General features: G+C 63.0%; 24 protein-coding genes. 9 read left to right on the forward strand and 15 right to left on the reverse strand.

What is annotated here, in order from left to right; genetic code table 11:
* A partial coding sequence (lipB, locus tag ADADOO_RS02595) for a lipoyl(octanoyl) transferase LipB (RefSeq protein ID WP_511274762.1) occupies positions 1–548 on the forward strand: 548 nt, incomplete at its 5' end.
* Entirely contained in the window at positions 541–1,485 is a 945-nt protein-coding gene (gene lipA, locus ADADOO_RS02600; RefSeq protein ID WP_511274763.1) for a lipoyl synthase, read from the forward strand. The genes lipB and lipA, both read left to right, overlap by 8 nt.
* A 100-nt stretch (positions 1,486–1,585) precedes the next feature.
* On the opposite strand, the gene ADADOO_RS02605 is transcribed toward lipA, so the two are convergent.
* The 7 genes from ADADOO_RS02605 to ADADOO_RS02635 form a co-directional block, all read right to left on the reverse strand.
* A complete protein-coding gene (locus ADADOO_RS02605) occupies positions 1,586–2,146 on the reverse strand; it encodes a glycine zipper family protein (RefSeq protein ID WP_511274765.1) in 561 nt (186 codons plus the stop codon).
* 3 nt (positions 2,147–2,149) lie between these two features.
* A complete protein-coding gene (locus ADADOO_RS02610; protein ID WP_511274767.1) occupies positions 2,150–2,485 on the reverse strand; it encodes a hypothetical protein in 336 nt (111 codons plus the stop codon).
* Positions 2,486–2,587: 102 nt separating this feature from the next.
* A complete protein-coding gene (locus tag ADADOO_RS02615; protein ID WP_511274769.1) occupies positions 2,588–2,914 on the reverse strand; it encodes a hypothetical protein in 327 nt (108 codons plus the stop codon).
* A gap of 10 nt (positions 2,915–2,924) precedes the next feature.
* Positions 2,925–4,220 carry an acetyl-CoA hydrolase/transferase family protein gene (locus tag ADADOO_RS02620; RefSeq protein WP_511274771.1) on the reverse strand — a complete coding sequence of 432 codons (1,296 nt, stop codon included), beginning with the start codon at positions 4,218–4,220 and terminating at the stop codon, positions 2,925–2,927.
* A gap of 105 nt (positions 4,221–4,325) precedes the next feature.
* Positions 4,326–5,468: a THUMP domain-containing class I SAM-dependent RNA methyltransferase gene (locus tag ADADOO_RS02625; protein ID WP_511274772.1), complete on the reverse strand. Its 1,143-nt coding sequence runs from the start codon at positions 5,466–5,468 to the stop codon at positions 4,326–4,328.
* A gap of 1 nt (position 5,469) precedes the next feature.
* Complete coding sequence (locus ADADOO_RS02630; protein ID WP_511274774.1) at positions 5,470–5,895, reverse strand: CopD family protein; 426 nt, start codon at positions 5,893–5,895, stop codon at positions 5,470–5,472.
* A gap of 9 nt (positions 5,896–5,904) precedes the next feature.
* Positions 5,905–6,792, reverse strand: a complete 888-nt coding sequence (locus ADADOO_RS02635) for an SDR family oxidoreductase (protein WP_511274776.1) — start codon at positions 6,790–6,792, stop codon at positions 5,905–5,907.
* 33 nt (positions 6,793–6,825) lie between these two features.
* On the opposite strand from ADADOO_RS02635, the gene ADADOO_RS02640 reads away from it, so the two are divergent.
* The gene (locus tag ADADOO_RS02640) at positions 6,826–7,839 is read left to right on the forward strand and encodes a CDP-6-deoxy-delta-3,4-glucoseen reductase (RefSeq protein ID WP_511274777.1); all 1,014 of its coding nucleotides are present in this window, start codon (positions 6,826–6,828) and stop codon (positions 7,837–7,839) included.
* Positions 7,840–7,881: 42 nt separating this feature from the next.
* On the opposite strand, the gene ADADOO_RS02645 is transcribed toward ADADOO_RS02640, so the two are convergent.
* The 7 genes from ADADOO_RS02645 to ADADOO_RS02675 form a co-directional block, all read right to left on the reverse strand.
* Entirely contained in the window at positions 7,882–8,514 is a 633-nt protein-coding gene (locus ADADOO_RS02645) for a COG3650 family protein (protein ID WP_511274779.1), read from the reverse strand.
* A 97-nt stretch (positions 8,515–8,611) separates the two neighbouring features.
* Entirely contained in the window at positions 8,612–9,457 is an 846-nt protein-coding gene (locus ADADOO_RS02650; protein WP_511274781.1) for a putative RNA methyltransferase, read from the reverse strand.
* Between the two features lie 3 nt (positions 9,458–9,460).
* Positions 9,461–10,165, reverse strand: a complete 705-nt coding sequence (locus ADADOO_RS02655; protein WP_511274783.1) for an ABC transporter ATP-binding protein — start codon at positions 10,163–10,165, stop codon at positions 9,461–9,463.
* Complete coding sequence (locus ADADOO_RS02660) at positions 10,158–10,931, reverse strand: ABC transporter ATP-binding protein (protein WP_511274785.1); 774 nt, start codon at positions 10,929–10,931, stop codon at positions 10,158–10,160. Before ADADOO_RS02660 ends, ADADOO_RS02655 begins: the two co-directional genes overlap by 8 nt.
* A complete protein-coding gene (locus ADADOO_RS02665) occupies positions 10,928–11,989 on the reverse strand; it encodes an ABC transporter permease subunit (RefSeq protein WP_511274787.1) in 1,062 nt (353 codons plus the stop codon). The genes ADADOO_RS02660 and ADADOO_RS02665 overlap by 4 nt, the downstream gene beginning before the upstream one ends.
* A complete protein-coding gene (locus ADADOO_RS02670; RefSeq protein ID WP_511274789.1) occupies positions 11,986–12,909 on the reverse strand; it encodes a branched-chain amino acid ABC transporter permease in 924 nt (307 codons plus the stop codon). Before ADADOO_RS02670 ends, ADADOO_RS02665 begins: the two co-directional genes overlap by 4 nt.
* Positions 12,910–12,980: 71 nt before the next feature.
* Entirely contained in the window at positions 12,981–14,396 is a 1,416-nt protein-coding gene (locus tag ADADOO_RS02675; protein ID WP_511274791.1) for a branched-chain amino acid ABC transporter substrate-binding protein, read from the reverse strand.
* 118 nt (positions 14,397–14,514) lie between these two features.
* On the opposite strand from ADADOO_RS02675, the gene ADADOO_RS02680 reads away from it, so the two are divergent.
* The 6 genes from ADADOO_RS02680 to ADADOO_RS02705 all read left to right on the forward strand — a co-directional run bounded on the left by ADADOO_RS02680 (position 14,515) and on the right by ADADOO_RS02705 (position 23,340).
* The gene (locus tag ADADOO_RS02680) at positions 14,515–15,816 is read left to right on the forward strand and encodes a GNAT family N-acetyltransferase (protein ID WP_511274793.1); all 1,302 of its coding nucleotides are present in this window, start codon (positions 14,515–14,517) and stop codon (positions 15,814–15,816) included.
* A gap of 190 nt (positions 15,817–16,006) precedes the next feature.
* Positions 16,007–19,543 carry an indolepyruvate ferredoxin oxidoreductase family protein gene (locus ADADOO_RS02685; RefSeq protein WP_511274795.1) on the forward strand — a complete coding sequence of 1,179 codons (3,537 nt, stop codon included), beginning with the start codon at positions 16,007–16,009 and terminating at the stop codon, positions 19,541–19,543.
* A 212-nt stretch (positions 19,544–19,755) separates the two neighbouring features.
* Positions 19,756–19,998: a type II toxin-antitoxin system Phd/YefM family antitoxin gene (locus ADADOO_RS02690; RefSeq protein WP_511274797.1), complete on the forward strand. Its 243-nt coding sequence runs from the start codon at positions 19,756–19,758 to the stop codon at positions 19,996–19,998.
* Entirely contained in the window at positions 19,992–20,258 is a 267-nt protein-coding gene (locus ADADOO_RS02695; protein WP_511274799.1) for a Txe/YoeB family addiction module toxin, read from the forward strand. The genes ADADOO_RS02690 and ADADOO_RS02695 overlap by 7 nt, the downstream gene beginning before the upstream one ends.
* A gap of 220 nt (positions 20,259–20,478) precedes the next feature.
* The gene (locus tag ADADOO_RS02700) at positions 20,479–21,231 is read left to right on the forward strand and encodes a class I SAM-dependent methyltransferase (protein WP_511274800.1); all 753 of its coding nucleotides are present in this window, start codon (positions 20,479–20,481) and stop codon (positions 21,229–21,231) included.
* A 15-nt stretch (positions 21,232–21,246) separates the two neighbouring features.
* Positions 21,247–23,340 (forward strand): sensor histidine kinase, encoded by a 2,094-nt coding sequence (locus ADADOO_RS02705; RefSeq protein WP_511274802.1) that lies wholly within the window; start codon positions 21,247–21,249, stop codon positions 23,338–23,340.
* Here ADADOO_RS02705 and ADADOO_RS02710 read toward each other — a convergent pair.
* The gene (locus ADADOO_RS02710) at positions 23,310–23,972 is read right to left on the reverse strand and encodes a response regulator transcription factor (RefSeq protein ID WP_511274804.1); all 663 of its coding nucleotides are present in this window, start codon (positions 23,970–23,972) and stop codon (positions 23,310–23,312) included. The two genes, ADADOO_RS02705 and ADADOO_RS02710, sit on opposite strands and share 31 nt — an antisense overlap.
* Positions 23,973–24,188 lie beyond the last annotated feature (216 nt).

Raw genomic sequence — 24,188 nt, forward strand, 5'->3', positions numbered from 1 at the left:
CGGCCAGCCGCACGGCCGAAACGCCTGACGAGATCTGGATCGTCGAGCACCCGCCCGTCTACACCCTTGGCCAAGCCGGCAAACCGGAGCACATTCTCAAGGACGTCGGCATCCCCATCGTCAAGATCGACCGCGGCGGCCAGGTCACCTACCACGGCCCGGGTCAGGTCGTGCTCTACCTCCTGCTCGACCTCGCCCGCCTGAAAATCAAGGTCCGCGAACTGGTCACCGCCATTGAGCAGGCCGTCATCAACCTGCTGGCCGAATACGACGTGACCGCCGAGCGCCGCGCCGGCGCGCCCGGCGTCTATGTCGGCGAGGCCAAGATTGCCGCCCTCGGCCTGCGCATCCGCAACGGCTGCTCGTATCATGGCGTCTCGCTGAACGTCGACATGGATCTCTCCCCCTTCGCCGCGATCAATCCCTGCGGCTATGCTGGCCTGAAGGTCATCCAGACCACGGACTTCAATATTCCGCTCACCGCTCACGAGGCCGGCGAGCAACTCTCGCAACACTTGTTGCAGCAACTGGAACAGAAAAATGGCTGAAAAAGGCGTCAAGCAAAAAGGCGAACTGAAAACCGCGCGCATCCCCATCAAGATCGTGCCGGTCGACACCCCGCTGCGCAAACCCGAATGGATACGCGTCAAGGCCGGCAACAGCGCCGGGCGCTTCGGCGAAATCAAGACCATGCTGCGCGAAAAGAAGCTGCACACCGTCTGCGAAGAAGCCACCTGCCCCAACATCGGCGAATGCTTCGGCCGCGGCACGGCGACCTTCATGATCCTCGGCGACATCTGCACGCGGCGCTGCCCGTTCTGCGACGTCGGCCACGGCCAGCCGCTGCCGCCCAACCCGAACGAGCCACGCGAACTGGCCGAGTCGGTTGCCACACTCAAGCTGCGTTACGTCGTGATCACCAGCGTCGACCGCGACGACCTGCGCGACGGCGGTGCCCAGCACTTCGTCGACGTCATCCGCAACACCCGCGAACTGTCGCCGACCACCACCATCGAAACCCTCGTCCCCGACTTCCGTGGCCGCATGGATGTCGCCCTCGACGTCCTCGGTGCTTCCCTGCCCGACGTCCTCAACCACAACCTGGAAACCGTGCCGCGCCTCTACAAGCAGGCCCGCCCCGGTGCCGACTACGCCCACTCGCTCCAGTTCCTCAAGCAGTTCAAGGCCCGCTACCCCGACGTCAAAACCAAGTCCGGCCTGATGGTCGGCCTCGGCGAAACCGACGACGAAATCCTCGACGTCATGCGCGACCTGCGTGCCCACGACGTCGAAATGCTGACCATCGGCCAGTACCTCGCCCCCTCCGGCCATCACCTGCCGGTGACGCGCTACGTCCATCCCGACACCTTCAAGATGTTCGAGGAAGAAGCCAGGAAAATGGGCTTCACCGGCGCCGCCTGCGCGCCGATGGTTCGTTCCAGCTACTGGGCCGACCAACAGGCGCACAGCGCCGGCGTCGCCTGACTCGGGACCACCCGGAGGAGCGACGTCCACGGTCAACCGGAAAAACCGGCTAAAAATAAAAAATGCCCAGTCTGAAAAGCCGGGCATTTTTTATTGACGATTACCTCGCGCCGGGCGGCGGAGGCGGTGGCGATCCAGGAGGCGGTGGCGGCAACGACGAACCAGAAGATGGCGGCGGGACGCCGGCATCAGGCGAACGGACCGCGCGTGGGTAAGCCATGCCGGCCGGCACCGGCACCCGATGGCCCTTGGTGTACATGCATTGAATATAGGCGTTGTCGTATTGGCGCTGCGTACCCACCCCGGAGGCGCGCGCGCTATCGGAACCGACCGCGCTGCCCATCAGCAAGCCAACCCCGGCACCGGTGCCAACACCACGATGGCCACCAATGGCAGCGCCTGCTACCGCGCCGATTGCCGTACCGACGGCGGCGCTCGTCACCGCCGATTCTCGCGCTGCAGTCTCGGCAGTCTTGCCACCAATCTGGATGTGGGCGTACTGCCGACAATACCCGTCATCTTCCCGGAAATTTTCTATGCTCTGCCCGGTTCCCGGCAAAACCATGACGGTCGGCCCGGTTGGCAATACCGTACAGGCGCCAAGCAGCAACGCGCCACTGACCACGCCCGCGCCGGTGAAAAGTGATTTCTTGTTAGCCATGATTCATTTCTCCGGTTGTGGCAGCACTTTCTGCCAGCCACCAGGACATTCCTTGACGTAAGGGTAATAACCCTGCGCACTCTTGCAGAAATACCAGTATTGCTGCCCTGAGTCGGGGGCCTGCTCCTGCGCCTGCTCGATGTAAACCTGTGGCTGAGGCGGCGGCACGACAACCACCTGCGGCGGGTAATAATAGGGCGGCGGGTACCAGACCGGCCCCCAGACCGGTCCGCCGATATAGACACCGAGCCGAGCCCTCGGGCCATGGGCCGAGGCATTTGTCGCCACACCGGCCATCAGCACGGAGAGGACGACCATCAGGATTTTTGCCGCTTTCATGGGGAACTCCAGCCTTCCTTGACCACAACTAAACGATAGTCAATTTTAGGCCGGACCGGCGATTAAATTTGCTACAAGTTGTAAGCGGAAAAACAGGCAGCCTCAGTCGTCCCGGGCGATCAGTTCATCGCGTCGGCGGCGCAGGCCCTCCGGCATTTTCAGCGTCGTCCGGTCCCAACCTTCGATGGCAAGAATGTTCACCATGCAGTCCTCCATCACCACATGCGACCGCAAGGTCGCTTCGGCAATCGCCTGGTGAACCCGGAGGTCGTTGCCCGGATCGACTTCGCAGGCATTTTGATAGCGGTGTAACTCGCGCAGACTGCGCAATTGCACCGCCACCTGGGCCGGACAGGCGCACATGTAGATGGCGCCCTCCTCGATGATCTGCGACAGTTCCTGATCCGAAAATTGCTTTTGTAGAATCATCGTCTCCCCCTCAGAGCAGTTTCAGGCGTTTTGCCGCGTCGCGCAGTTCGCCGCGGAAATCGGGGTGGGCGATGCCGATCAGCGCTTCGGTGCGTTGCTTGGCCGTCTTGCCGCGCAGTTGGGCGACGCCGAATTCGGTGACGACGTAGTTGATGTCGTTCTTGCTCGTCGACACGTGGGTGCCCGGCGACAGGGTCGGCACGATGCGCGAGATGGTATCGTCCTTGGCCGTTGACGGCAGCACGATGAAGGCCTTGCCGCCGTTCGAGCGATTGGCGGCACGGACGAAATCGGACTGGCCACCGGTCCCCGAGTAGGGAATCGGACCGAGGCTCTCCGAGCCGCACTGGCCGAGGAAATCGATCTGCATCGTGGCGTTGATGGCGTGCAGGTTATCGTTCTTGCCGGCCAGGTAGGGGTCATTGGTGAAATCGACCGGGTGCATTTCGAGCGCCGGGTTGCGGTGCATGAACTGGTAGAGCTTCTTCGAGCCGAGGGCGAAGGTGGCGAGCATCTTGCCTTGGTGGTAATTTTTCTTGCGATTGGTCACGACCCCGGCTTCGACCAGGGACATGATGCCGTCGCCGACCATTTCGGTATGGATGCCGAGATCGTGCTTATCGGTCAACTGCATGACCACCGCGTCGGGAATGCCGCCGTAGCCGATCTGCAGCGTGGCGCCGTCGGGAATCATGTCGGCGACGTACTTGCCGATCGCCTCCTGGACCGGGCCGATCTTCGGCAGGCCGACTTCGAGAATCGGCTCGTCGCTCTCGCACAGCGCGGCCACCTGCGAAATGTGGATGTGGCAGTCGCCGTTGGCGAAGGGTACGTTGGGATTGACTTCGAGGACGACGACCCGCGCCCGGTCGATGGCGGCCATCGTGTAGTCGGCGGCCAGCGACAGCGAGAAGAATCCATGCTGGTCCATCGGCGAAGCCATGGTGAACACGACATCGGCCGGCATCAGGCCGCGGTTGAGCAGCGATGGCATTTCGGAGAAATAGGCCGGGATGAAATCGACCCAGCCATCCTTGCCGCCTGGGCGGGTCGCACCGCTATAAAAATAGGCGGTGTGACGGACATGGTCGACGGTTTCCGGGTCCAGGTAGCCAAATTTGCGCACGGCCAGAATCTGCGAAATCTGCACATCGCGGAAATCGCGACGCGCCTCCGACAGCGCCGCCAACAGACTGGGCGGTTCGCCGACGGCGGTCGGAACGACGATGGTGTCGCCATTCTTGACGACGCGAATGGCATCGGCGGCGGACATGCGTTTTTGTTGGTACAGAGCCTGGACGGACATGCGCTATCTCCTGAAATTATGAATTACGAAACGATAATCCTCGCACGGCTATGTGGCCAGCAAGCTGACCGGGATCAAAATTCCATGCGTATTGCATCGCAGCAATCAAGGTTTGCGATTACTCCCGGCGACCATGCGAATTTCAAACAGGCGACACTCGAGCGGGCCGTTGAACAGCGGCGTCTTGCGGCTGGGCCGGAGTCCGACCAGCTTCGGCAAACGCAGGTCGGCTGTGAAGAAAAAACAGTTCCAGCCGGCCCAGTGCTTTTTCAGGGCCGAACCGAGTTGCGGGTAGAAGGCGGCCAGTTCGTCCTGCTCGCCGATGCGCTCGCCGTAGGGCGGGTTGGTGACGAGGATGCCGTGATCGGTCAGCGGTTGCGTTTCGAGCAGATCTTCACGGTCGACCGTGACAATGCCGCCAAAACCAGCTTCCTGCAGGTTGCGCCGGGTGGCGCGGACGGCATGGTCGTCGATGTCGTAGCCCCGAATGTCCATCGGCTCGACCGGCTTGACGCGCGCTTCGGCGGCCTGACGGATGTTCGCCCAGTTGAGCGCCTCGAAATGGCGCAGCATCTCGAAGGCGAACCCGCGATCCAGGCCGGGCGCGCGATCGAGCGCCATCTGCACGGCTTCGAGCAGGAAGGTGCCGCTGCCGCACATCGGGTCGACGAGCGGCGTGCCGGGCTGCCAGCCGGTGATCTTGAGAATGCCGGCGGCCAGATTTTCCTTGAGCGGCGCGGCCACACTGGCCTTGCGGAAACCGCGCTGCCACAGCGGTTGACCGGAGGTGTCGAGGTACAGCGTGCATTCGTTTTCGGAGAGGAAGACGTGGATGCTGACATCCGGGTGGCGCGTCTCGATATTCGGCCGGTCGCCGCGATCCTCGCGAAAGCGGTCGCAGACGGCGTCCTTGACGCGCAGGGTGACGAAATCGAGCGACTTGAGCGGGCACTTGATGGCCGTCGTCACCACGCGCATGGTGCGCGTCACGTCGAAATGGTTCGGCCACAACTGGCGGACGGCCAGCCGGTAAATGTCTTCTTCCTTCTGGTACGGCCCCTTGACGATGTGCCAGAGGATGCGGGTGGCCAACCGGGATTCCAGGTTGGCGCGGTAACAGACCGACCATTCGCCGGTGAAAAATACGCCACCGTGCGTCGTCCGCAGGTCTTCGCCACCGACGGCACGCAGCTCCTCGAGCAGATGTTCTTCCAGCCCGCGCGGGCAGATTGCGAAATAGGTATTCATGTCAGAAGGGCTTGAGGACGACGAGGAAGAGAACGATGAGCAGGACGATCACCGGCAGTTCGTTATAAAAGCGGAACCAGATGTGGGTTTTCGTGTTGCCGCCGCCCTGGAACTGTTTGAGCACCCGGCCGCAATGCCAGTGGTAAACGGCGAGGACGGCGACCAGCGTGGTCTTGGCATGAATCCAGCCGCCAAGAGCAATCTGGTTGGCATAGACAATCCACAGCCAGAGACCCGTCAGCACGGCCAGAATCCCGAGCGGCGTCATGAATTTGTAGAGCTTGCCGGCCATCAGCAGCAGGCGGTCGCGCTCGGCGATGCTGTCGGCCGGCACCATGGCCAGATTGACAAAAATGCGCGGCAGGTAGAACAGGCCGGCAAACCACGAAATGACCATCCAGATATGCAGGGTCTTGACGACGAGCATGCGTTTCTCCTAGTTGGCAGCCAGCTTGGCTGCTTTCGCCTCGGCGATCCCGACGTCGACCGTCGGGTATGCAAGACGCAGTTTTAATTCTGTTTTCAGGCGCTTGTTGCCGATGCGCCGCGATTCACGCATGAAGGACATCTGCACTGGCGACAACATCCGAACCGCCTCTTCCCGCGAAATGCGCGGCGGGCGCGGCAGCGCGAAGGCATCGGCAACCTGGTCGAAATACTCGGCCATCTTCAGGTCGGAATCGTCGACGATATTGTAAACGCGGTTGGCGCCGCCATGACGCAGCGCGGCGATACAGGCGGCGGCCAGGTCGTCGGCGTGGATGTGGTTGGTGTAACCGTCATCGGCCGCGCACAGTGCCGGAAGGGCCTTGTTCAGGCGCTCGATAGGCAGGCGGTCGGCAGCGTAGATGCCCGGGGCGCGCAGGATGGAGACTTTGACCCCGGTCCGCTTGCCCCATAGGCGCAGGCAAGTTTCGGCATCGACCCGGCGACCGGCGCGGGCGCTCTCCGGATTAAGGCGGCGCGTTTCATCAATCGGCGCCCCGCCACAGTCGCCATAAACCCCCGTCGTGCTTACGTAAACGAGACGCCGTGGTAGACTTTTGCGCTTGCCCAAGGCGGCCAGCAGGTTGCGGGTACGCGTGTCGTGACGGCCTTCGCCGGGCGGTGGCGCCAGATGCAAGACGTAGTCGGCCAGTCCGGCGATGCGTTGCAGGCTGCCCCGGTCGTCGAGATCGGCCAGCACCGGCCGCGCCCCCGCTGCGCGCCATTCGGCCACCCGGCTGACATTGCGCAGCAGGGCATAGACGCGGGCATGGGGGGCAAGGCGGGAGAGGATGCGGTGGGCAACGTCCCCGCTGCCGACAATCAGGATTTTTTGCACGCCGGCATTGTAGCCGACGACCAAGGGGAAATTATGAGCTACCAGATCACTGTCCAGCCGAGCGGTCGCGCCTTCAGCGCCGAAGCCGGCGAGACCCTGCTCGACGCCGGGCTGCGTCAGGGGCTGGTGCTGCCGTACGGCTGCAAGGATGGCGCCTGCGGCGCCTGCAAGGGCAAGGTGGTCAGCGGCTCGGTTGACCACGGCAAGGCGCAACCACACGCCCTGACCGACGATGAAAAAGCCGCCGGCCTGACCTTGTTTTGCTGCGCCAGCGCCCAGACCGACCTGGTCATCGAGTGCAAGCAACTCAGCCTGGCCAGCGACATTCCGGTCAAGACCCTGCCTTCGCGCATCGAGAAGCTCGACAAGCTGGCGCCCGATGTCATCGAAATGCACCTGCGCCTGCCGGCCAACGAGCGTTTTGAGTTTCTCGCCGGCCAGTACATCGACATCCTGCTCAAGGACGGCAAGAAGCGCAGTTACTCGCTGGCCAGTGCGCCGCGCGACGAGAACATGCTGGAACTGCATATCCGCCACGTTCCCGGTGGCCTGTTCACCGAGCAGGTTTTCTCGACCGTGAAGGTTCGTGACATCCTGCGCTTCAACGGCCCGCATGGCAGCTTCTACCTGCGCGAAGATTCGTCGAAACCGATAATCCTGCTCGCCGGCGGCACCGGTTTCGCCCCGGTCAAGTCCATCGTCGAGCACGCCATCGCCAAAAACATCAGTCGACCGATGTTCATCTACTGGGGCGCCAAGGCGCGCGTCGATCTGTACCAGAACGCGCTGCCGGAAAAATGGGCAGCCGAGCAGGCCGACATCCGCTACATCCCGGTGCTCTCGGAGCCGGCGACCGGCGACGCGTGGGCCGGTCGCAGCGGCTTCGTGCACCAGGCCGTGCTGGCCGATTTTCCCGACCTTTCCGGCTACCAGGTCTATGCCTGCGGGTCGCCGCACATGATCGAGGCGGCCAAACGCGATTTCGTCGCCCAAGGCTTGCCGGAAGAAGCGTTCTTCGCCGACGCCTTCACCTTTTCGACGACTTGAATTTGGGGCGTTATTTCCGGTTGACCGTAGCAGTCTGCTGAATCAACGCTGCCAGGCGCAGCCCTTGAGCACTTCGCCGTTCAACTCGACCGTCGCCGTCCACGCAAAAATACCGTTGGCCTGGGCATCGCGGCAAAGAGTCTTGTCGAGGCGGACGACCAACTTGGCGTGGTCGCTGGCACCGTCGTAGCGGCTGACATTCCCATCGCTGCGGAACGCCGTGTACGGCAGCACGACCTCGGGCTTGCCGTAGCGCTGCAGGCGAACGTGTTCGCTGCCGGCGACCAGCGCCCAGGCCGGATCGTTGCCGGCGGCGCGCCACGCCTCTTCCTTGCCGCCCGGCATCTGGCAGCGCCCTTCGACGCGCGCCATGTTGAAAGCCGACGCCTTCAACGTCCCGTTTTCGAGCACGCCGAGCAGTTCGACGTAGAGCCGCTTGCCGGCAGCGAGGCCGACGCTGTTGAGCGCCCGGGTCACGCTGCCATCGGCCGAGACGTCCTCGACATTGGCGTAGCTGGGGTCGCGGCAGGGCGAGAAAATCAGCCGCTCGCCCTGCTGCATCATGAGGCCGTAGGCCAGTTTCGGCGCGCTATCGACGGGCTTGGGCTCGTCGGCCTGAAGGGTGGCGGAAAGCAACAGGGCAGCCAGTGCGGCGAGGGAATGGCGAAAGGTCATGACGAGGCGATCCGGTGAAAGACGATGTCGGTCATTGTCACCTCTCCGGATGGCAATTCGTTTGATGCACCTGAAAAAGTGCGGATGCTTCAGGCGATCAGGCTTGCCGCCCGAAACGCGTCAGGCGGATGTCGACGGTCATGGCCAGCGCCGTCAGCGCTGCGGCCCTGGCCCGCCCCTCGGCGCTGGCCCGGTAGAGGTGCGGCGTCATGGCGAGCAGGTCGGCAATCTGTTCGGCGCCGTCGATAGCCAGCGGAAAGCTCAGTGTTTCCGAGGACAGTTGGACAAAACCCGGTGGCACCAGGTTGTTGGCGGGCCGTTCGGGCTTCAGGGCCGGGTAGATGATTTCACGCAACTCGCGCAGGTGATCCGGCCCGGCATCGACCTGCAGGAGCACACCACCCGGCTTGAGCACGCGGGCAAACTCGGCATAGACGGGGAAGCCGAACATGCACAACACCCGGTCGAGTGTCGCCGGCAGCACGGGCAGATGGGCATTGCTGCCGACCAGCCAGTTGGGCCGCTTGTCCTGCTTGGCGGCTGAGAGCACCGCCCACTTCGAGATGTCGAGACCAAGCAGGGCCAGCGTTTGTCCCTCACCGGCCGCCGCAGCGAACTGGCGCAGGTAATAGCCTTCGCCGCAGCCGGCATCGAGGCAACTGATCGTCGCGTTGGCGGGGAGGTCGGCCAGCGCCGCCCGGCTGACCGCCGCGGCGATCGGCTCGTAATGCCCGGCGTTGAGGAAACGCCGGCGGGCGGCGACCATTTCCTTGCTGTCGCCCGGATCGCGCGAACGCTTTTGCTGGACGGGCAGCAGGTTGGCGTACCCGTAGGCAGCGATATCGAAACAGTGGCCGGCAGCACATCGCCAGCTCGAACCGTGGCGCTGCAAGGGCACACCGTCGAGCGGGCAGGCCAGCGCCTGAAACGGAACGATGCTCACGAGCTACTCGCCGAGATAGGCGGCGCGCACCTTGGGATCGTCGAGCAGCATGGCCGATTCACCGTTCAGCGTGATTTCGCCGCTTTCCATGACATAGCCGCGCTGGCTGGATTGCAGGGCCAACCGGGCGTTCTGCTCGACGAGCAGGATGGTCATGCCGGCGGCGGCGACGGCGCGGACCACCTCAAAAATCGTGTGGACCATGATCGGCGCCAGACCCATCGACGGTTCGTCGAGGAGCAGCATTTTCGGCCGGCTCATCAAGGCGCGGCCGATCGCCAGCATCTGCTGTTCGCCACCGGACAGCGTGCCGGCGAGCTGACTTTCCCGCTCCTTGAGACGCGGGAAATAGCCAAAAACCATTTTTAGGTCTTTTTCGACGTCGACCGTAGCAGGGCGGATGAAGGCACCCATCTGCAGATTTTCGAGCACGGTCAGCCGGGGAAAGACGCCGCGCCCTTCGGGAACCAGCGCAATGCCCTTGCGGACGACGCGGTGCGGTGCCAGGCGGGTGATGTCTTCGCCGCAAAAATGGACGTCGCCGCCGGCCGCCTCGAGGACCCGCGCAATCGCTTTCAGGGTACTGGTTTTGCCGGCGCCGTTGGCCCCGATGAGGGCCACCGTTTCGCCTTCGTTGACGTGGAAGGTGATGCTGCGCACCGCCTGGATGCCGCCGTAGGCGACGTGGAGTCCGGTTACTTCAAGCACCTAGGTAAGCCTCGATGACGCGTTGATCTTTTTGCACGACGGCCGGCACATCCTCGATGACCAGCGCGCCGTAGTCGAGCACGGCGACGCGGTCGCAGAGGCCCATGACCAGTTTGACGTCGTGTTCGATGAGCAGAATCGTCGTGCCGTCACGCCGGATGCCGTCGATCAGCTCGCGCAGTTGCTCGGTTTCGGTGGCGTTCATGCCGGCGGCCGGTTCGTCGAGGCAGAGCAACTTGGGCTCGGTGGCCAGGGCGCGGGCGATTTCGAGTCGGCGCTGGTCGCCGTAGGACAGGTTGCGGGCCAGATCGTCGGCCCGTTCCTCGATGCGGACGTAGTGCAGCAGGTCGATGGCTTTTTGCCGGATCGCCGCTTCTTCGGCCTTCGTCGCGGCATTCTGGAACATCGCGCCGAGCACGCCGGCCCTGGTCCGTACATGGCGGCCAACCATGACGTTTTCGAGCGCCGTCATGTTGCCGAATAGGCGAATGTTCTGGAAGGTCCGGGCGATGCCGCGCGCCGCGGCCTGGTCCGGCGCATCGGCGATGAGCGGCGTACCGGCGAAGGTGAAACCGCCGCCGTCCGGCACGTAGAGCCCGGTCATGCAGTTGAAGAAGGTCGTCTTGCCGGCGCCGTTCGGGCCGATCAGACCGTAGATTTCGCCGTGGCGGATGCTCAGCGAGACATCCAGCAGTGCCTTGATGCCGCCGAAGTGCTTGGCAACCGCCTTCGCTTCGAGCAGCGGTTTTGGCGAATTCGCGCTCATTTGCCGGTCTCCTGCAGTTCCCGTTTGCGCACCGGCGACGGCCACAGCCCGGCCGGCTTGAAGCGCATGACGAGCACCAGGGCCAGGCCGAAAACCAGCATGCGCAGGCTTTCCGGATCAGCCAGCATTTTGCCGAACAAGGCCATCTGCAGCGGCCCGACACCATAGCGCAGGACTTCCGGCAGCACCGTGAGCAGCACGGCGCCGAGGATGACGCCGGGAATGTGGCCCATGCCGCCGAGCACCACCATGGCGAGAATCATGATCGATTCCAGCAAGGAGAAACTTTCCGGCGAGACGAAGCCCTGCATGGCTGAGAAAATGCCGCCGGCGACGCCGCCGAAGCTGGCGCCCATGGCGAAGGCGAGCAGCTTGAGATTGCGCGTGTTGATGCCGATCGCCTTGGCGGCGATTTCATCCTCACGGATGGCCTGCCAGGCGCGACCGATGCGCGAATTCTGCAGGCGGATATTGATGATGATGACCAGAATGGCCAGCGCGACGAGCAGGAAGTAATACTTCTGCGGCCCGCTCAACGCAAAGCCGAAAATCTGCGTCGTGCCCGAAAACTTGAAGGTGCCAAAGCTGACCGGATCGATCAGCGTGATGCCCTGCGGCCCATTGGTGACATTGAACGGCGCATTGAGGTTATTGAGGAAAATGCGGACGATTTCGCCGAAACCGAGGGTAACGATGGCCAGATAATCGCCACGCAGCTTGAGCGTCGGCGAGCCGAGCAGCACGCCGGCAAAACAGGCCAGCCCGGCGCCGACCGGCAGGATGGCCCAGATCGGCCAGTGCAAGCCGAAGTGAGGACTCGCCAGCAAGGCCCAAGTGTAGGCGCCGACGGCGTAGAAGGCGATGTAGCCGAGGTCGAGCAGACCGGCCAGGCCGACAACGATGTTGAGGCCGAGCGCCAGGAAAACGTAAAGGATGGCGAAATCGAGGATACGCACCCAAGCCTGGCCACCTGTCGCGGCGATGAAGGGCAAGGCAAGCAGAAAAGCGGCGGTCAGGCCGATTCCCACGGTCGACCGGAAAAAACGGCCAAAATTCATGCCCTGTCCCCCGTCTTTTCACCGAACAATCCGGACGGCTTGAACATCAGCACGACGATAAGCACGACGAAGGCAAAGATGTCCTGATAGTGGCTACCGAGAAAGCCACCAGTCAGGTCGCCAATGTAGCCGGCCCCGAGCGCCTCGATGATGCCGAGCAGAATGCCGCCCAACATGGCCCCGGCCAGATTGCCGATGCCGCCAAGGACGGCCGCCGTGAACGCCTTGAGGCCGAGCATGAAGCCCATCTGGTAGTGGGCGATTTCGTAATAGGTGCCGACCATGACGCCGGCCACCGCGCCGAGTGCCGAGCCGATGACGAAGGCGGCAGCGATGACGCGATTGATATTGACGCCCATCAGGCTGGCCACCGCCGGGTTCTGCGCCGTCGCCCGCATGGCCATGCCGAGTTTGGTGCGATAGACAAGCAGCAGTAGGCCGCCCATGGTCGCCGCCGAAACCAGGACGATGATGATCTGGATCAGCGTGAAATTGGCACCGGCGAACTCGAAATCCATTTTCGGCAACAGTGACGGAAAAGTCAGGTAATTTCGCCCCCAGATCATCATCGCCAGATTCTGCAGGACGATGGACATGCCGATCGCCGTGATCAGCGGGGTCAGCCGCGGCGCGTTGCGCAAGGGCCGGTAAGCAACGCGCTCGAGCGCCCAGCCGAGCGCCATGCAGACCAGCACCGCCGCCATCATGCCGGCCAGCCCGGCCAGCGCCACCGGCATGCCGGCCTTGATCAGCGAACCGGCCACCGTGATGGTGACCAGCGTACCGATCATGACCACCTCGCCATGCGCGAAATTGATCAGCCCCATGATCCCGTAGACCATCGTGTAGCCCAGCGCGACGAGCGCGTAGATGCTGCCCTGGACGAGACCGTTGATGATCTGCTGGAGGAAAATATCCATTTAGTCTTTTTCTTTTCGAACATAAGGAAACGGCACCTTGCGGTGCCGTTTCCATGTAGCGGATTGAACGATTACTTCTTGTCGACCGCTGCCTTGGTCGCATCGGCCGCGTTCTTGACCGCTTCGGCGCCCGCCTTGACGGCCTCCTTGCCAGCCTCGGTCGCCGCCTTGGCCGCATCCTTGACATCGCTGACGGCGTCCTTGCCGACTGCCGTCGCGGCACCGGCCACCGCCCTCGCCGCATCCTTCACATCGGCCACGGCTTCCTTGACGTCCGCCTTGATGTCAGCCTTGGCCGTTTCCAGCGTGCTGCCGCCCAGCGTCTCGACATATTCAAGCTTGCCGCCCGCGTACTTGTAGATGGAAATAGCGCCCCCTTTGAGGTCGCCCCGGGCATCGAATTCGATCATCGCCGTCACCCCGTCGTACCGGGTCTGGCCGACAGCCGGCAGAAACTTGGCCGGCTCGACCGAATCGGCCCGTTTCATCGCATCGGCCATGACCATCACGGCATCGTAAACATACGGTGCGTAGAGCTGGATTTCAGCATTGAATTTCTGGGTGAAACGCGCCTTGAATTCCGGCCCCTTGGCCAGTTTTTCCAGCGGCATGCCGGGCAGCGAGCAGAACTGGCCTTCGGTGGCCGCCCCGCCCAGCTTCATGAACTCCGGGGTACACACGCCATCGCCGCCGAGAAACCGGGCCTTGATACCGAGTTCCTTCATCTGCTTGGCCAGCGGGCCGCCCTGCGCATCCATGCCGCCGAAGAAGACCAGTTCAGCCTTGGTCGACTTGATCTTGGTCAGGATCGCCTTGAAGTCGGTCGCCTTGTCAGTCGTGTATTCGCTGGCCACCACCTTGACACCAGAGGCTTCAGCCGCTTTTCTGAACTCGTCAGCCAGCCCCTGGCCGTAGGCGGTACGGTCGTCGACAATGGCCACCGTCTTGACGCCTTGCTTGACGGCGAATTCGCCAAGGCTCTTACCCTGTTGGACGTCGTTGGCCATGACCCGGAAAGCCGTGGCGAAACCCTGTTGCGTGTATTTTGGATTAGTCGCAGAACCGGAAATCTGGGGAATGCCCGCATCGGCGTAAAGCCGGGAAGCCGGGATGGTGGTGCCCGAATTGAGGTGGCCGATGACGCCATTGACCTTGGCATCGACGAGCTTCTGGGCAACGATCGAACCTTGCTTCGGATCGGCCTGATCGTCTTCGTTGATCAGTTCGAACTTGACCTTGGCGCCGCCAATTTCCATGCCCTTGGCGTTCAGTTCTTCGATGGCCAGCACGGCGCCATTTTCGTTGTCCTTGCCGAGGTGGGCCTGGGGACCGGTCATCGGGGCAACATGGCCGAGCCTGACAACCACTTCCGGCTTACCAGCCGGTGCCGGGGCCGCAGCGGGTTTCGGTTCTTCTTTCTGGCCGCAGGCGGAGAGGGCAAAAGCAGCGGCAACGGAGAGGGCAATTACGGAAAGCCTGGCTTGCATCGATGATTCTCCTGATCGACTGGGGATAAACGGTATCCTCCGATTGTCCGGAGGCACCTGATTCATGTCAATCATAAGGTGCTATGATAAAAGTGTATTTTCCCATTAAGTGAGCCTGATGCCGGCCCTAGCCCGTTTGCGCTTTTACGTCAGCCAGACTGCTCGCAAGCTATTTGCGATGCTCCCGGAGAAAAGTCGCCACAACGTCTATCGCTCCTTCGTGGACTGCGACCCGGAGCCGAACAAGCGCCTGGTCCTGAAAATCGCCGAGACCAAGGAAGAGCTCGAAGCCTGCTTCAAATTGCTGCATGACGCCTATGTCAGCAGCGGCTTCATGACCCCCGACCCTTCCGGCATGCGCGTCACGATCTATCACGCCCTGCCCACGACAACGACGCTGTGCGCCAAATTCGACGATCAGGTCGTCGGCACGCTGTCGCTGATCCGTGAAAGCGCCATCGGCTTCCCGCTGCAACGCATTTTCGACCTGACCGGCGTGCGCGAAAAGGAAGGCAATATCGCCGAGGTCTCGGCGCTGGCCGTGCATCCGCGTTTCCGGCGGACGGGTGGAACCATCCTTTTCCCACTCATGAAGTTCATGTACGAATACTGCACGACCTTCTTCGACACCCGCCATCTGGTCATCGCGGTCAATCCGCGCCATATCGAGATGTACGAGTCGCTGCTCTTCTTCAAGCGGCTGACCGCCAACATCGTCGAGAACTACGACTTCGTCAATGGCGCCCCGGCCGTCGGCGCCTCGCTTGATCTCAAGCACGCCCCCGAAACCATGCGCAAGGCCTATGCCGGCAAGGCCAACAACCGGAATTTGTATCACTATTTCTGCGAAACCAGGCTGGCCAACATCCAGATCCCGCACCGGCGCTTCTTCACGACCAACGACCCGGTGCTGACGCCAGACCTGATCGACTATTTCTTCAACCAGAAAACCAATGTCTTCGCCGAACTGAGCGACCGCAAAAAAGCCCTGCTTCACCTCATCTACGACCTGCCCGAATATCGCAGCGTCCTGCCGCCGCTTCCCGAAAAAGGCAGCGCTCCGCTCATTCGCCAGCACCGCCGGTTCTCGGTCAAGTGCCCGGCCCGCCTCAACAATGCGACGCCCCTTTTTGAAAAGCCGATCAACATCGAAGTCAATGAAGTATCGCGCTACGGCTTCCGGGCCAGGATCATCGAGCCGATACCGGCCGAGGTGTGGCTCAACGCCACCGTCCAGCTTGGCCTTAAAGAAACATCCCGACTCACCGTCCAGGTCGTTCAGGAAACCGACCTCGATGACCAGCATTACTGCGGCTTCCGCATCGGCGAACCCGACCTGGTCTGGCGCAAGTTCGTCACCGCGCTATACGAAGGGCACACGCACACGGATCTCGATCAGGCCACCCGCTTCCTCCCGTAGCTGCCCCATCCCGGCCGGCCCCCTCCGGCCAGCACTTTCAGCTTCACGCTGCGCCTCGACTTGCCCGGGTAATCCCGCATAGCTGGAACATCGTCCGGCAATAACAATCCAAGCTCCAGACCATCAAGCCAACACCCCCGGCTTGGCGGCATCCCACTGCGCCCACAAGGCGTCCTTACCGGAGACAACCATGAGCAATCTGGCGCCCCCGCCCGGGCCGGCCGCCCCATCGGCCTCGCTCGACGACAAATACACCCGCCACACCGGCCGCGTTTTCCTGACCGGCACCCAGGCGCTGATCCGCCTGCCCATGCTGCAGCGCGAACGCGATCTGGCCGCCGGGCTCAACACCGCCGGCTTCATTTCCGGCTATCGCGGCAGCCCGCTCGGCAACCTCGACCTCGGCCTGTGGAAGGCCAAGGAACACCTCGCCGAACACCACATCACCTTCCAGCCCGGCCTCAACGAAGACATGGCGGCAACCGCCGTATGGGGCAGCCAGCAGGTCAATCTGTTTCCCGGCGCGCAATACGACGGCGTTTTCGGGATGTGGTACGGCAAGGGGCCGGGCGTTGATCGCTGCGGCGACGTCTTCCGCCACGCCAACGCCGCCGGCAGCTCGAAATTCGGCGGCGTGCTGGTCATCGCCGGCGACGACCACGCCGCCAAGTCATCCACCCTGCCGCACCAGACCGAGCACGTTTTCAAGGCGGTCATGATCCCGGTGCTCTACCCGGCCAATGTCCAGGAATACCTCGATTTCGGCCTGCACGGCTGGGCGATGAGCCGCTATTCCGGCTGCTGGGTGGCCTTCAAGGCGCTGGCCGACACGGTCGAGACCTCAGCTTCGGTCAGTATCGACGCTTCCACGGTCAACCCGATTTTTCCGCCCAATTTCAAATTACCACCGGACGGCCTCAATATCCGCTGGCCCGACCCGCCGCTCGTCCAGGAAGCCCGCCTGCTCAACCACAAGCTCTACGCCGCGCTGGCCTACTGCCGGGCCAACGGGCTGAACAAGCTGATCATCGACTCGCCCGCCCCGCGCTTTGGCATTTTGACCGCCGGCAAAAGCTACCTCGACGTCCGCCAGGCGCTCGATGAACTCGGCATCGACGACGCGCTGGCCGGCGAAATCGGCATCCGATTATTCAAAGTCGGCATGGTCTGGCCGCTCGAACCGGAAGGCGTGCGCCATTTCGCCGAAGGGCTCGAGGAAATCCTCGTCGTCGAGGAAAAGCGCCAGCTGCTCGAATACCAGCTCAAGGAAGAGCTGTACAACTGGCGGGAAAACGTCCGTCCGCGCGTCATCGGCAAGTTCGACGAAATCGGCGAGTGGAGCGAAGGCAACTGGCTATTGCCGGCCACCGGCGAACTGCCGGTCGCCACCATCGCCCGCGTCATCGCCGAGCGGATCGGCCGCTTCTTCACTTCGCCGACCATCACCGCCCGTCTCGCGCTCATCGAAAACAAACAAAAGGCGGCGCTGACGCCCATCGTCCTCGCCGAGCGCAAACCGCATTTCTGCTCGGGCTGCCCGCACAACAGCTCGACCCGCGTCCCGGAAGGTTCGCGCGCCGTCGCCGGCATCGGCTGCCACTACATGGTGACGTGGATGGATCGCAGCACGTCCACCTTCACCCACATGGGCGGCGAAGGCGTGCCCTGGGTCGGCCAGGCGCCGTTCACCAGCGAAAAGCACATCTTCGCCAACCTCGGCGACGGCACCTATTTCCACTCCGGATTGCTTGCCATTCGGCAAGCCATCAGTGCTTTCAACAGCCATCCCCCCACCCCCCTTCCCGCGAAAGGGGGGGAAGGCCGCTCTCAACGCCGGCCTGGAATCACCTACAAAATCCTCTACAACGACGCCGTGGCGATGACCGGCGGCCAGCCCGTCGACGGCATCCTGAGCGTCGCCCGCCTCACGCGCCAGCTTGAGGCCGAGGGCGTCGGCAAGATGGTCATCGTCACCAACGACCCAGCCAAGTACGCGGACATCACCGACCTCGCGCCCAACGTGCCGATCCGCCACCGCGACGAACTCGACATCGTGCAGCGCGAACTGCGCGAGGAACCCGGCGTCACCGTCCTCATCTACGACCAGGTCTGTGCCACCGAAGCGCGGCGCCGGCGCAAACGCGGCAAGCTGCCGGCCATCGCCCAGCGCGTCGTCATCAACGAAGCCGTCTGCGAAGGCTGTGGCGACTGCTCGGTGCAATCGAACTGCCTGTCCATCGTGCCGGTCGAAACGGCCTTCGGCACCAAGCGCCAGATCGACCAGTCGTCGTGCAACCAGGATTTCTCGTGCGTCAACGGCTTCTGCCCGAGCTTCGTCAGCATCGAAGGCGGCAAACTCAAAAAAGGATCGAATCCCATCCCCCAAGGGGACTTCTTGCAGGGCGCGGTCAACCCTGAAAATTGGCCAATTTTGAAATCGCCCGAACTGCCCGCCACGAGCCAACCCTACAACCTGCTCATCACCGGCGTCGGCGGCATGGGCGTCATCACCCTCGGCGCCCTCATCGGCATGGCCGCCCACCTCGACGGCAAGGGCATTTCGACGCTGGACATGACCGGCCTGGCGCAAAAATACGGCGCCGTCTTCTCCCACCTGCGCATCGCCGACCGTCCGGAAGACATCCACGCCGCCCGCATCGCCACCGGCGAAGCCCATGCCGTGCTCGGCGGCGACCTCGTCGTCAGCGCCAGCAGCGAAGCCCTGTCCAAGATGCTTGAAGGCCGCACGCGCGCCGTCGTCAGCTGCACCGAAACACCGACCGCTGAGTTCACGCGCAACCGCGACTGGCACTTCCCGCTGGCCGGGCTCAAGACGCAACTGGCCGACACCCTCGGTGCTGATCACGTCCAGTTCATCGACGCCCAGCACCTCGCCGCCCGCCTGATGGGCGATGCCCTCTACGCCAACATGCTGCTCCTCGGCGTCGCCTGGCAACGCGGCCTGGTGCCCGTTTCCGCCGCCGCCCTCGATCGCGCCATCGAACTCAACGGCGCCGCCGTCGACGCCAACCGCCAGGCTTTCGAATGGGGCCGGCGGGCTGCGGTCGACCCGGAAAAAGTCGCCAAAATCGCCGGCCCGCTCACCGGCCAGCCGCTGCCGGAACCAACGCTGGACGAACTGATCGCCAGCCGCGTCGACCACCTCACCGCCTACCACGACGCCGACCTCGCCGCCCGCTACGCCAGCCGCGTCGAAGCCATCCGCCGCCTCGGCAACGACGACCTGAGCCGCGCCGTCGCCACCCAGTACGCCCGCCTGCTCGCCCCCAAGGACGCCTGGGAAGTCGCCCGCCTGTACGCCCAGACCGATTTCCTGAAGAGCCTGAACGAGCGCTTCGACGGCGACCTGCGCCTGAGCTTCCACCTCGCCCCACCCGGACTCACCCGCCCCGGCCCGGACGGCCGCCCGAAGAAAATCTGCTTCGGCGCCTGGCTGCTGCCGGTATTCGGGCTAATGGCCAAGGCCCGCCGCTGGCGCGGCAGCTGGCTCGATCCATGGAAAAACAACAAGGAAAGCCAGCTCGACCGCCAACTCCTCGCCGACTACGAAAGCGACCTCGACTTCATCGTCGGCCACAGTCCAAACCCGACACTCACGGCACTCGCCAACTGGCCGGCCGCAGTGCGCGGATTCGGGCCGGTGCGGAGACAGGCTGCGGAAAAAGCAGGTGCCGCACGGGAAAGTCTTCGGGTAAATGTGGCCTGAGAGGCGATCTGGAGACGAGGTGGCAAAGTATTGGTTGAGTCCGGTTAAGCCACGGTCAACCGGAAATTTTGGTCAAATTTGAAATCGTCGAGGTTGGCGTTTTATGTCGCCGGTTTGAGTGCTAATTTTGTCGGCATCTTGAAACGCCTGCACTGATTCTTGACGGACGTACGCATTAGCGTACCATTTAAGCTTCATCGAAGGAGCACAAAATGAACACCCTTACCGCCAGCGAAGCTCGCGCGAACTTGTACCGCCTCATTGATCAAACAGTTGAGTCGCATGAGCCAATCGTCATTTCCGGAAAACGCAACAATGCCGTGTTGATCTCCGCGGAAGATTGGAGCGCAATTCAGGAAACGCTTTACCTGCTGGCCGTACCGGGCATGCGCGAGTCAATCAAGACCGGCATGGCAGAGCCCCTCGAAAACAGCTCGAATGCGCTTGAATGGTGAGTTGGGAAATTGCTTATGCCAAGCAAGCCATGAAGGATGCAAAAAAGCTTGCTGCAAGCGGTCTTAAACAGAAGGCACAAGAACTGCTCGCGGTTCTTGCCACCGACCCGTTTCAAAATCCGCCGCCCTTCGAAAAGCTGGTCGGGGATCTTACCGGCGCCTACTCCCGCCGCATCAATATTCAGCACCGCATCGTGTATGAGATCTTTGCCAAAGAGAAAACGGTTCGCGTCTTGCGCATGTGGACTCACTACGAGTAAATCCAGGCCGGCCTGATTTCTCTGTTTGAAGCAGCAAGAGACTCTTCCACGGTCAACCGGAAATTTCGGCCGAATTTGAGATCGTTGCGGTTGGAGGCTTTCCCGGCAAACCGCCCCAACCCTGCGTACTCCGCTCCCCTCGCTCGCGGAGCGCACCGGCGAACAGCCCACTCAAGCAAGAGAAAAGGCGAGTTCCGCGCTGATCGCATAAAATCGGCGGATGACTTCAACGCCGAAACGCCAGTTCGCCCTGCAAGGGGCGGCGGTCATCCTTGTTCTCTCCATCGCCTGGCCCTATTACGGCTGGAAAGCCGAAGCTATGCCGTGGCTGGAAACCAGCCTGGCCATCGGCGGCGTTGCCCTGTTTTTTGCCACCGTCTCGCGCCAGCCGTGGTGGTGGCGCGTCATTCACGCCGGCTTCATGCCGCTCGTCTGGTACACCCAGCGCCAGGCCATCGATCCGCTCTGGTTCCTGCTCGCCGCCATCTTTTTGCTACTCGTCTTTCGCGGCGCGCTGTCCGGGCAGGTACCGCTCTATCTTTCCAACAAACAGACGGTCGCCGCGCTGGCCGAGCTGCTCGCCGAGCGTGGCCCGAGCCGTTTTCTCGACCTTGGCGCCGGGCTGGGCAGCACCACCGTACCGCTCGCCGATGCGCTGCCCGACAGCCATTTCACCGGCTATGAAAACGCCCCGCTGACCTGGCTGGTCGGCCGCTTTTTCAGCCTCGGACGGCCGAACATCTCCTGGCGCTGGGACGATCTATGGCAGGCCAAGCTGGCTGATTACGACGTGGTCTACGCCTTCCTCTCGCCGGCGCCGATGCCCCGGCTGTGGGAAAAGGTGAAGACCGAAATGGCACCGGGCAGTCTGTTCATCAGCAACAGTTTCCCGGTTCCCGGCGCAACGCCGAATCGCATCATCGACGTTGATTGCACCCCGCCCCGCCCGCTCTACTGCTATCAAATCTCGTAACGAGCCCGCCGCCAAATGCGCGCCAGAAAGCCCGAGACCCTCGCCCTGACAGCCGCCATGGCCGGCACCCTGATCATTCTGCTGGTCTTCGTCATCGACCTGACGCTGGTTCGCCACAACGATCTTCAGGTCGGTGAACGCCGCCTGCAGCACTTCAGCCTGATGATGTCGGAACACACGGCGCGCGCCTTCGAAGCGATCGATGTGCTGCTGCGCGATACCGCCAGCGATCTTTCCGGCCCGCATCGCGACTGGGAAACATGGGCCTCGGCGAAGGGCTGGGAATACATCGCCCAGCGCCATTCGCGCTCGATGCCGCAACTGCGCGACCTGATTGTCTTCGATCGCCACGGCAACCAGCGCTTCCTTTCCACCCAATTTCCGACGCCGCACATCAACGTCAAGGACCGCCCCTATTTCATGGCGCTGGAGGACGGCGCCGAAGCCGCCACCTTTGGCCCCTACGTCGGCCGCAATTCCGGCCGCTACACCTATGCCGTCAGCCGCCGCCTGACGACGGATAACGGGGTTTTCTCCGGCGCCGTCTTTGCTGCCATCGAGCCTGCATATTTACAGGATTTTTGCTGGCCGAACCGGCTCTCCGACGCTTTTGAAGCCGTGCTGACCAATGCCCGCGGCGAAATCATTGCCTCCTGCCGGCCGAGCGACGTCAGCCGACAATCCGCCGTCCTCGGCGCCAGGGCCGACACCGTACTATTCGATGGAAAACTGCGGAACAGGGTGCCGGCCAGCGGGCTGGCCAAGGCCAATGGTCTGCTCGTCTCGGTCAGCGCAGTGCCGGGATTCCCCGACCTGCGTATCCTCACCGCCATTTCCGAAAAAACGCTACTCGCCGCCTGGCAAAGCCGGCTGGTCGAACTCGCCTCGCTTGGCCTGCTGGTCAGCATCGTGCTCCTCGTCGGGGCCCTGCTGGTGCGTCGCCAGGTGCGTGAAATGTCGATCATGACCACCGAACTGGCCGCCAGCCACGATCATCTTGAAGAGCGCATCCACGCCGCCACGGTCGAACTGGCCGGGCGAAAGGACGCGGCCGAGCGGGCCAACGCGGCCAAAAGCCGCTTTCTCGCCGCCGCCAGCCACGACTTGCGGCAACCGCTGCACGCCCTTTCGCTGTTCTCAGCCGACCTCGTGCGCCAGCTCCGCAGCGGCACACCGAGCGAGCTACCACGGCTGGCCGAACAGATTTCTGCATCAACCGCCATGCTTGGCGAACTGCTCGATTCGCTACTCGACATTTCCCGCCTCGATGTCGCGGGGATCAAGCCGGACTGCCGCCCGTTCCCACTGCAACCGGTTTTTGAGCGGATAGCCAATTCCTTCCGGCGCGCCGCAACCGACCGCAACATCACGCTGCGTTTTCGCCCCAGCCCACTATGGGCAAACAGCGACCCCCTGTTGCTCGACCGAATGATCGCCAACCTGGTCTCTAACGCCCTGCGCTACACCATGCCGGGCGGCCGGGTTCTCGTCATCGCCCGACGGCGTGGCGAACACGTGCTGATCGAAGTGCGCGACAGCGGCATCGGCATTGCCAGGGAACATCAGGCAGCGATCTTTGCTGAGTTCTATCAGGTCGGCAACGTCGCCCGCGAACACAACAAGGGGCTGGGTCTCGGGCTATCCATCGTGGACCGGCTGGCGCGCGCACTCGACATTCAGGTCGCGCTGCGCTCGCGGCTCGGCGAGGGCACCACCTTCTCGCTGCGGGTCCCCGGCAGCCCACCGGGAATGATTGCCCAGCCCCCGGAAAGCCAGGCGCAGGCGGCCGACAAAGTCCACTGCATCGGCCACTCGGCTGACATGGTCGCCTGCGTTGGCCTCCTCACCGGCTGGGGCTTTGCCGTCACGAGCAGCGACGGCCGTTCAGAGGAAAGGGCGCCGGAAAATACCGTGCTCATCGCCGATGCCGACGTGGCAGACGCCGTCAGCGCCGAGTTGGCGCCCGGCACACCCTTGATCGTTCTCGTCGGCTCGGTCGGGCAGTCCCAGCCACCAGGCGCCCACGCCCTGCCGACGCCGGTCCGCCCGGCCAAGCTGCGGGCGCTACTCAACCAGCTTCAGAAAACGCTTTCAAAGTCGATGCCGTAACGGGCCACCGCGACCACAGCCTGCGTCCGGCTATTGACGCCGAGTGTTTTGAACACCGCCGTCGCGTGGATCTTCACGGTGCCTTCGGAAAGCCCCAGCTGCTCCGCAATGTCGCGATTCGACATGCCGCGCACCATGAGCGCCAGGACCTGCCCCTGGCGGTCGGTCAGGCCGATTTCATCGGGGCGCACGCCGGATTTCGACGGCGGCACCGGTCTCACGTCATCGAGCTGCGCTGCGGACTGGCCGGTCGGCCGGAAGATGTTGCCGGCCAGCACTTCACGTACCGCCGAGAGCAGGGCTTCGCCGGAAAACGCCTTGGGAATGAAGCCGGAGGCACCAAGATTAAGCACACGGGTGATCGTCGGCGCATCGTCGAAGGCCGAGACGACGGCCACCGGCATCGCCGGGTAACGCCGACGCAGGATGTCGAGGCCGGCAAAACCGTCAATCCCGGGCAAGGCCAGATCGAGCAGAACCAGATCGAATTCGCCTTCGTTTTCAAGCACATTCAGCGCTGCTTCGAAATCCGTAGCCTCCAGCGCCTGCGCTCCCGGTTCAATCTGGCCAAGCAGCCGAACCAGGCCTTCGCGAACGAGCGCGTGATCTTCCACCACCAACAGTTTCAACATAGCCCCCCCATATTCAACAGGGCGCTAATTTAGCATTTTGCATAGGTTGGCGTCAGAGAAAGGCGATCACGACCGGGCAATCGCGCGCCGGCCACTTGCCGGACAACGTCATACTCGGCTAAGCTTGCCGGGTTCGAGGTGTCCGCCTGGCGCTCTGCCGGGTGGATGAAACGGGAAGTCCGGTGACCCTGCGCGCTTATGCGCCAGGTAGTCCGG

The sequence above is a fragment of the Azonexus sp. genome (assembly GCF_036170495.1).
Taxonomy (GTDB): Bacteria; Pseudomonadota; Gammaproteobacteria; order Burkholderiales; family Rhodocyclaceae; genus Azonexus.

Excerpts from the sequence above, each read along its gene's own strand:
- lipA (WP_511274763.1), top strand. The coding sequence starts at position 541 with ATGGCTGAAAAAGGCGTCAAGCAAAAAGGCGAACTGAAAACCGCGCGC.
- ADADOO_RS02605 (WP_511274765.1), bottom strand. The coding sequence starts at position 2,146 with ATGGCTAACAAGAAATCACTTTTCACCGGCGCGGGCGTGGTCAGTGGC.
- ADADOO_RS02610 (WP_511274767.1), bottom strand. The coding sequence starts at position 2,485 with ATGAAAGCGGCAAAAATCCTGATGGTCGTCCTCTCCGTGCTGATGGCC.
- ADADOO_RS02615 (WP_511274769.1), bottom strand. The coding sequence starts at position 2,914 with ATGATTCTACAAAAGCAATTTTCGGATCAGGAACTGTCGCAGATCATC.
- ADADOO_RS02620 (WP_511274771.1), bottom strand. The coding sequence starts at position 4,220 with ATGTCCGTCCAGGCTCTGTACCAACAAAAACGCATGTCCGCCGCCGAT.
- ADADOO_RS02625 (WP_511274772.1), bottom strand. The coding sequence starts at position 5,468 with ATGAATACCTATTTCGCAATCTGCCCGCGCGGGCTGGAAGAACATCTG.
- ADADOO_RS02630 (WP_511274774.1), bottom strand. The coding sequence starts at position 5,895 with ATGCTCGTCGTCAAGACCCTGCATATCTGGATGGTCATTTCGTGGTTT.
- ADADOO_RS02640 (WP_511274777.1), top strand. The coding sequence starts at position 6,826 with ATGAGCTACCAGATCACTGTCCAGCCGAGCGGTCGCGCCTTCAGCGCC.
- ADADOO_RS02645 (WP_511274779.1), bottom strand. The coding sequence starts at position 8,514 with ATGACCTTTCGCCATTCCCTCGCCGCACTGGCTGCCCTGTTGCTTTCC.
- ADADOO_RS02660 (WP_511274785.1), bottom strand. The coding sequence starts at position 10,931 with ATGAGCGCGAATTCGCCAAAACCGCTGCTCGAAGCGAAGGCGGTTGCC.
- ADADOO_RS02665 (WP_511274787.1), bottom strand. The coding sequence starts at position 11,989 with ATGAATTTTGGCCGTTTTTTCCGGTCGACCGTGGGAATCGGCCTGACC.
- ADADOO_RS02670 (WP_511274789.1), bottom strand. The coding sequence starts at position 12,909 with ATGGATATTTTCCTCCAGCAGATCATCAACGGTCTCGTCCAGGGCAGC.
- ADADOO_RS02675 (WP_511274791.1), bottom strand. The coding sequence starts at position 14,396 with ATGCAAGCCAGGCTTTCCGTAATTGCCCTCTCCGTTGCCGCTGCTTTT.
- ADADOO_RS02680 (WP_511274793.1), top strand. The coding sequence starts at position 14,515 with ATGCCGGCCCTAGCCCGTTTGCGCTTTTACGTCAGCCAGACTGCTCGC.
- ADADOO_RS02685 (WP_511274795.1), top strand. The coding sequence starts at position 16,007 with ATGAGCAATCTGGCGCCCCCGCCCGGGCCGGCCGCCCCATCGGCCTCG.
- ADADOO_RS02690 (WP_511274797.1), top strand. The coding sequence starts at position 19,756 with ATGAACACCCTTACCGCCAGCGAAGCTCGCGCGAACTTGTACCGCCTC.
- ADADOO_RS02695 (WP_511274799.1), top strand. The coding sequence starts at position 19,992 with ATGGTGAGTTGGGAAATTGCTTATGCCAAGCAAGCCATGAAGGATGCA.
- ADADOO_RS02700 (WP_511274800.1), top strand. The coding sequence starts at position 20,479 with ATGACTTCAACGCCGAAACGCCAGTTCGCCCTGCAAGGGGCGGCGGTC.
- ADADOO_RS02705 (WP_511274802.1), top strand. The coding sequence starts at position 21,247 with ATGCGCGCCAGAAAGCCCGAGACCCTCGCCCTGACAGCCGCCATGGCC.
- ADADOO_RS02710 (WP_511274804.1), bottom strand. The coding sequence starts at position 23,972 with ATGTTGAAACTGTTGGTGGTGGAAGATCACGCGCTCGTTCGCGAAGGC.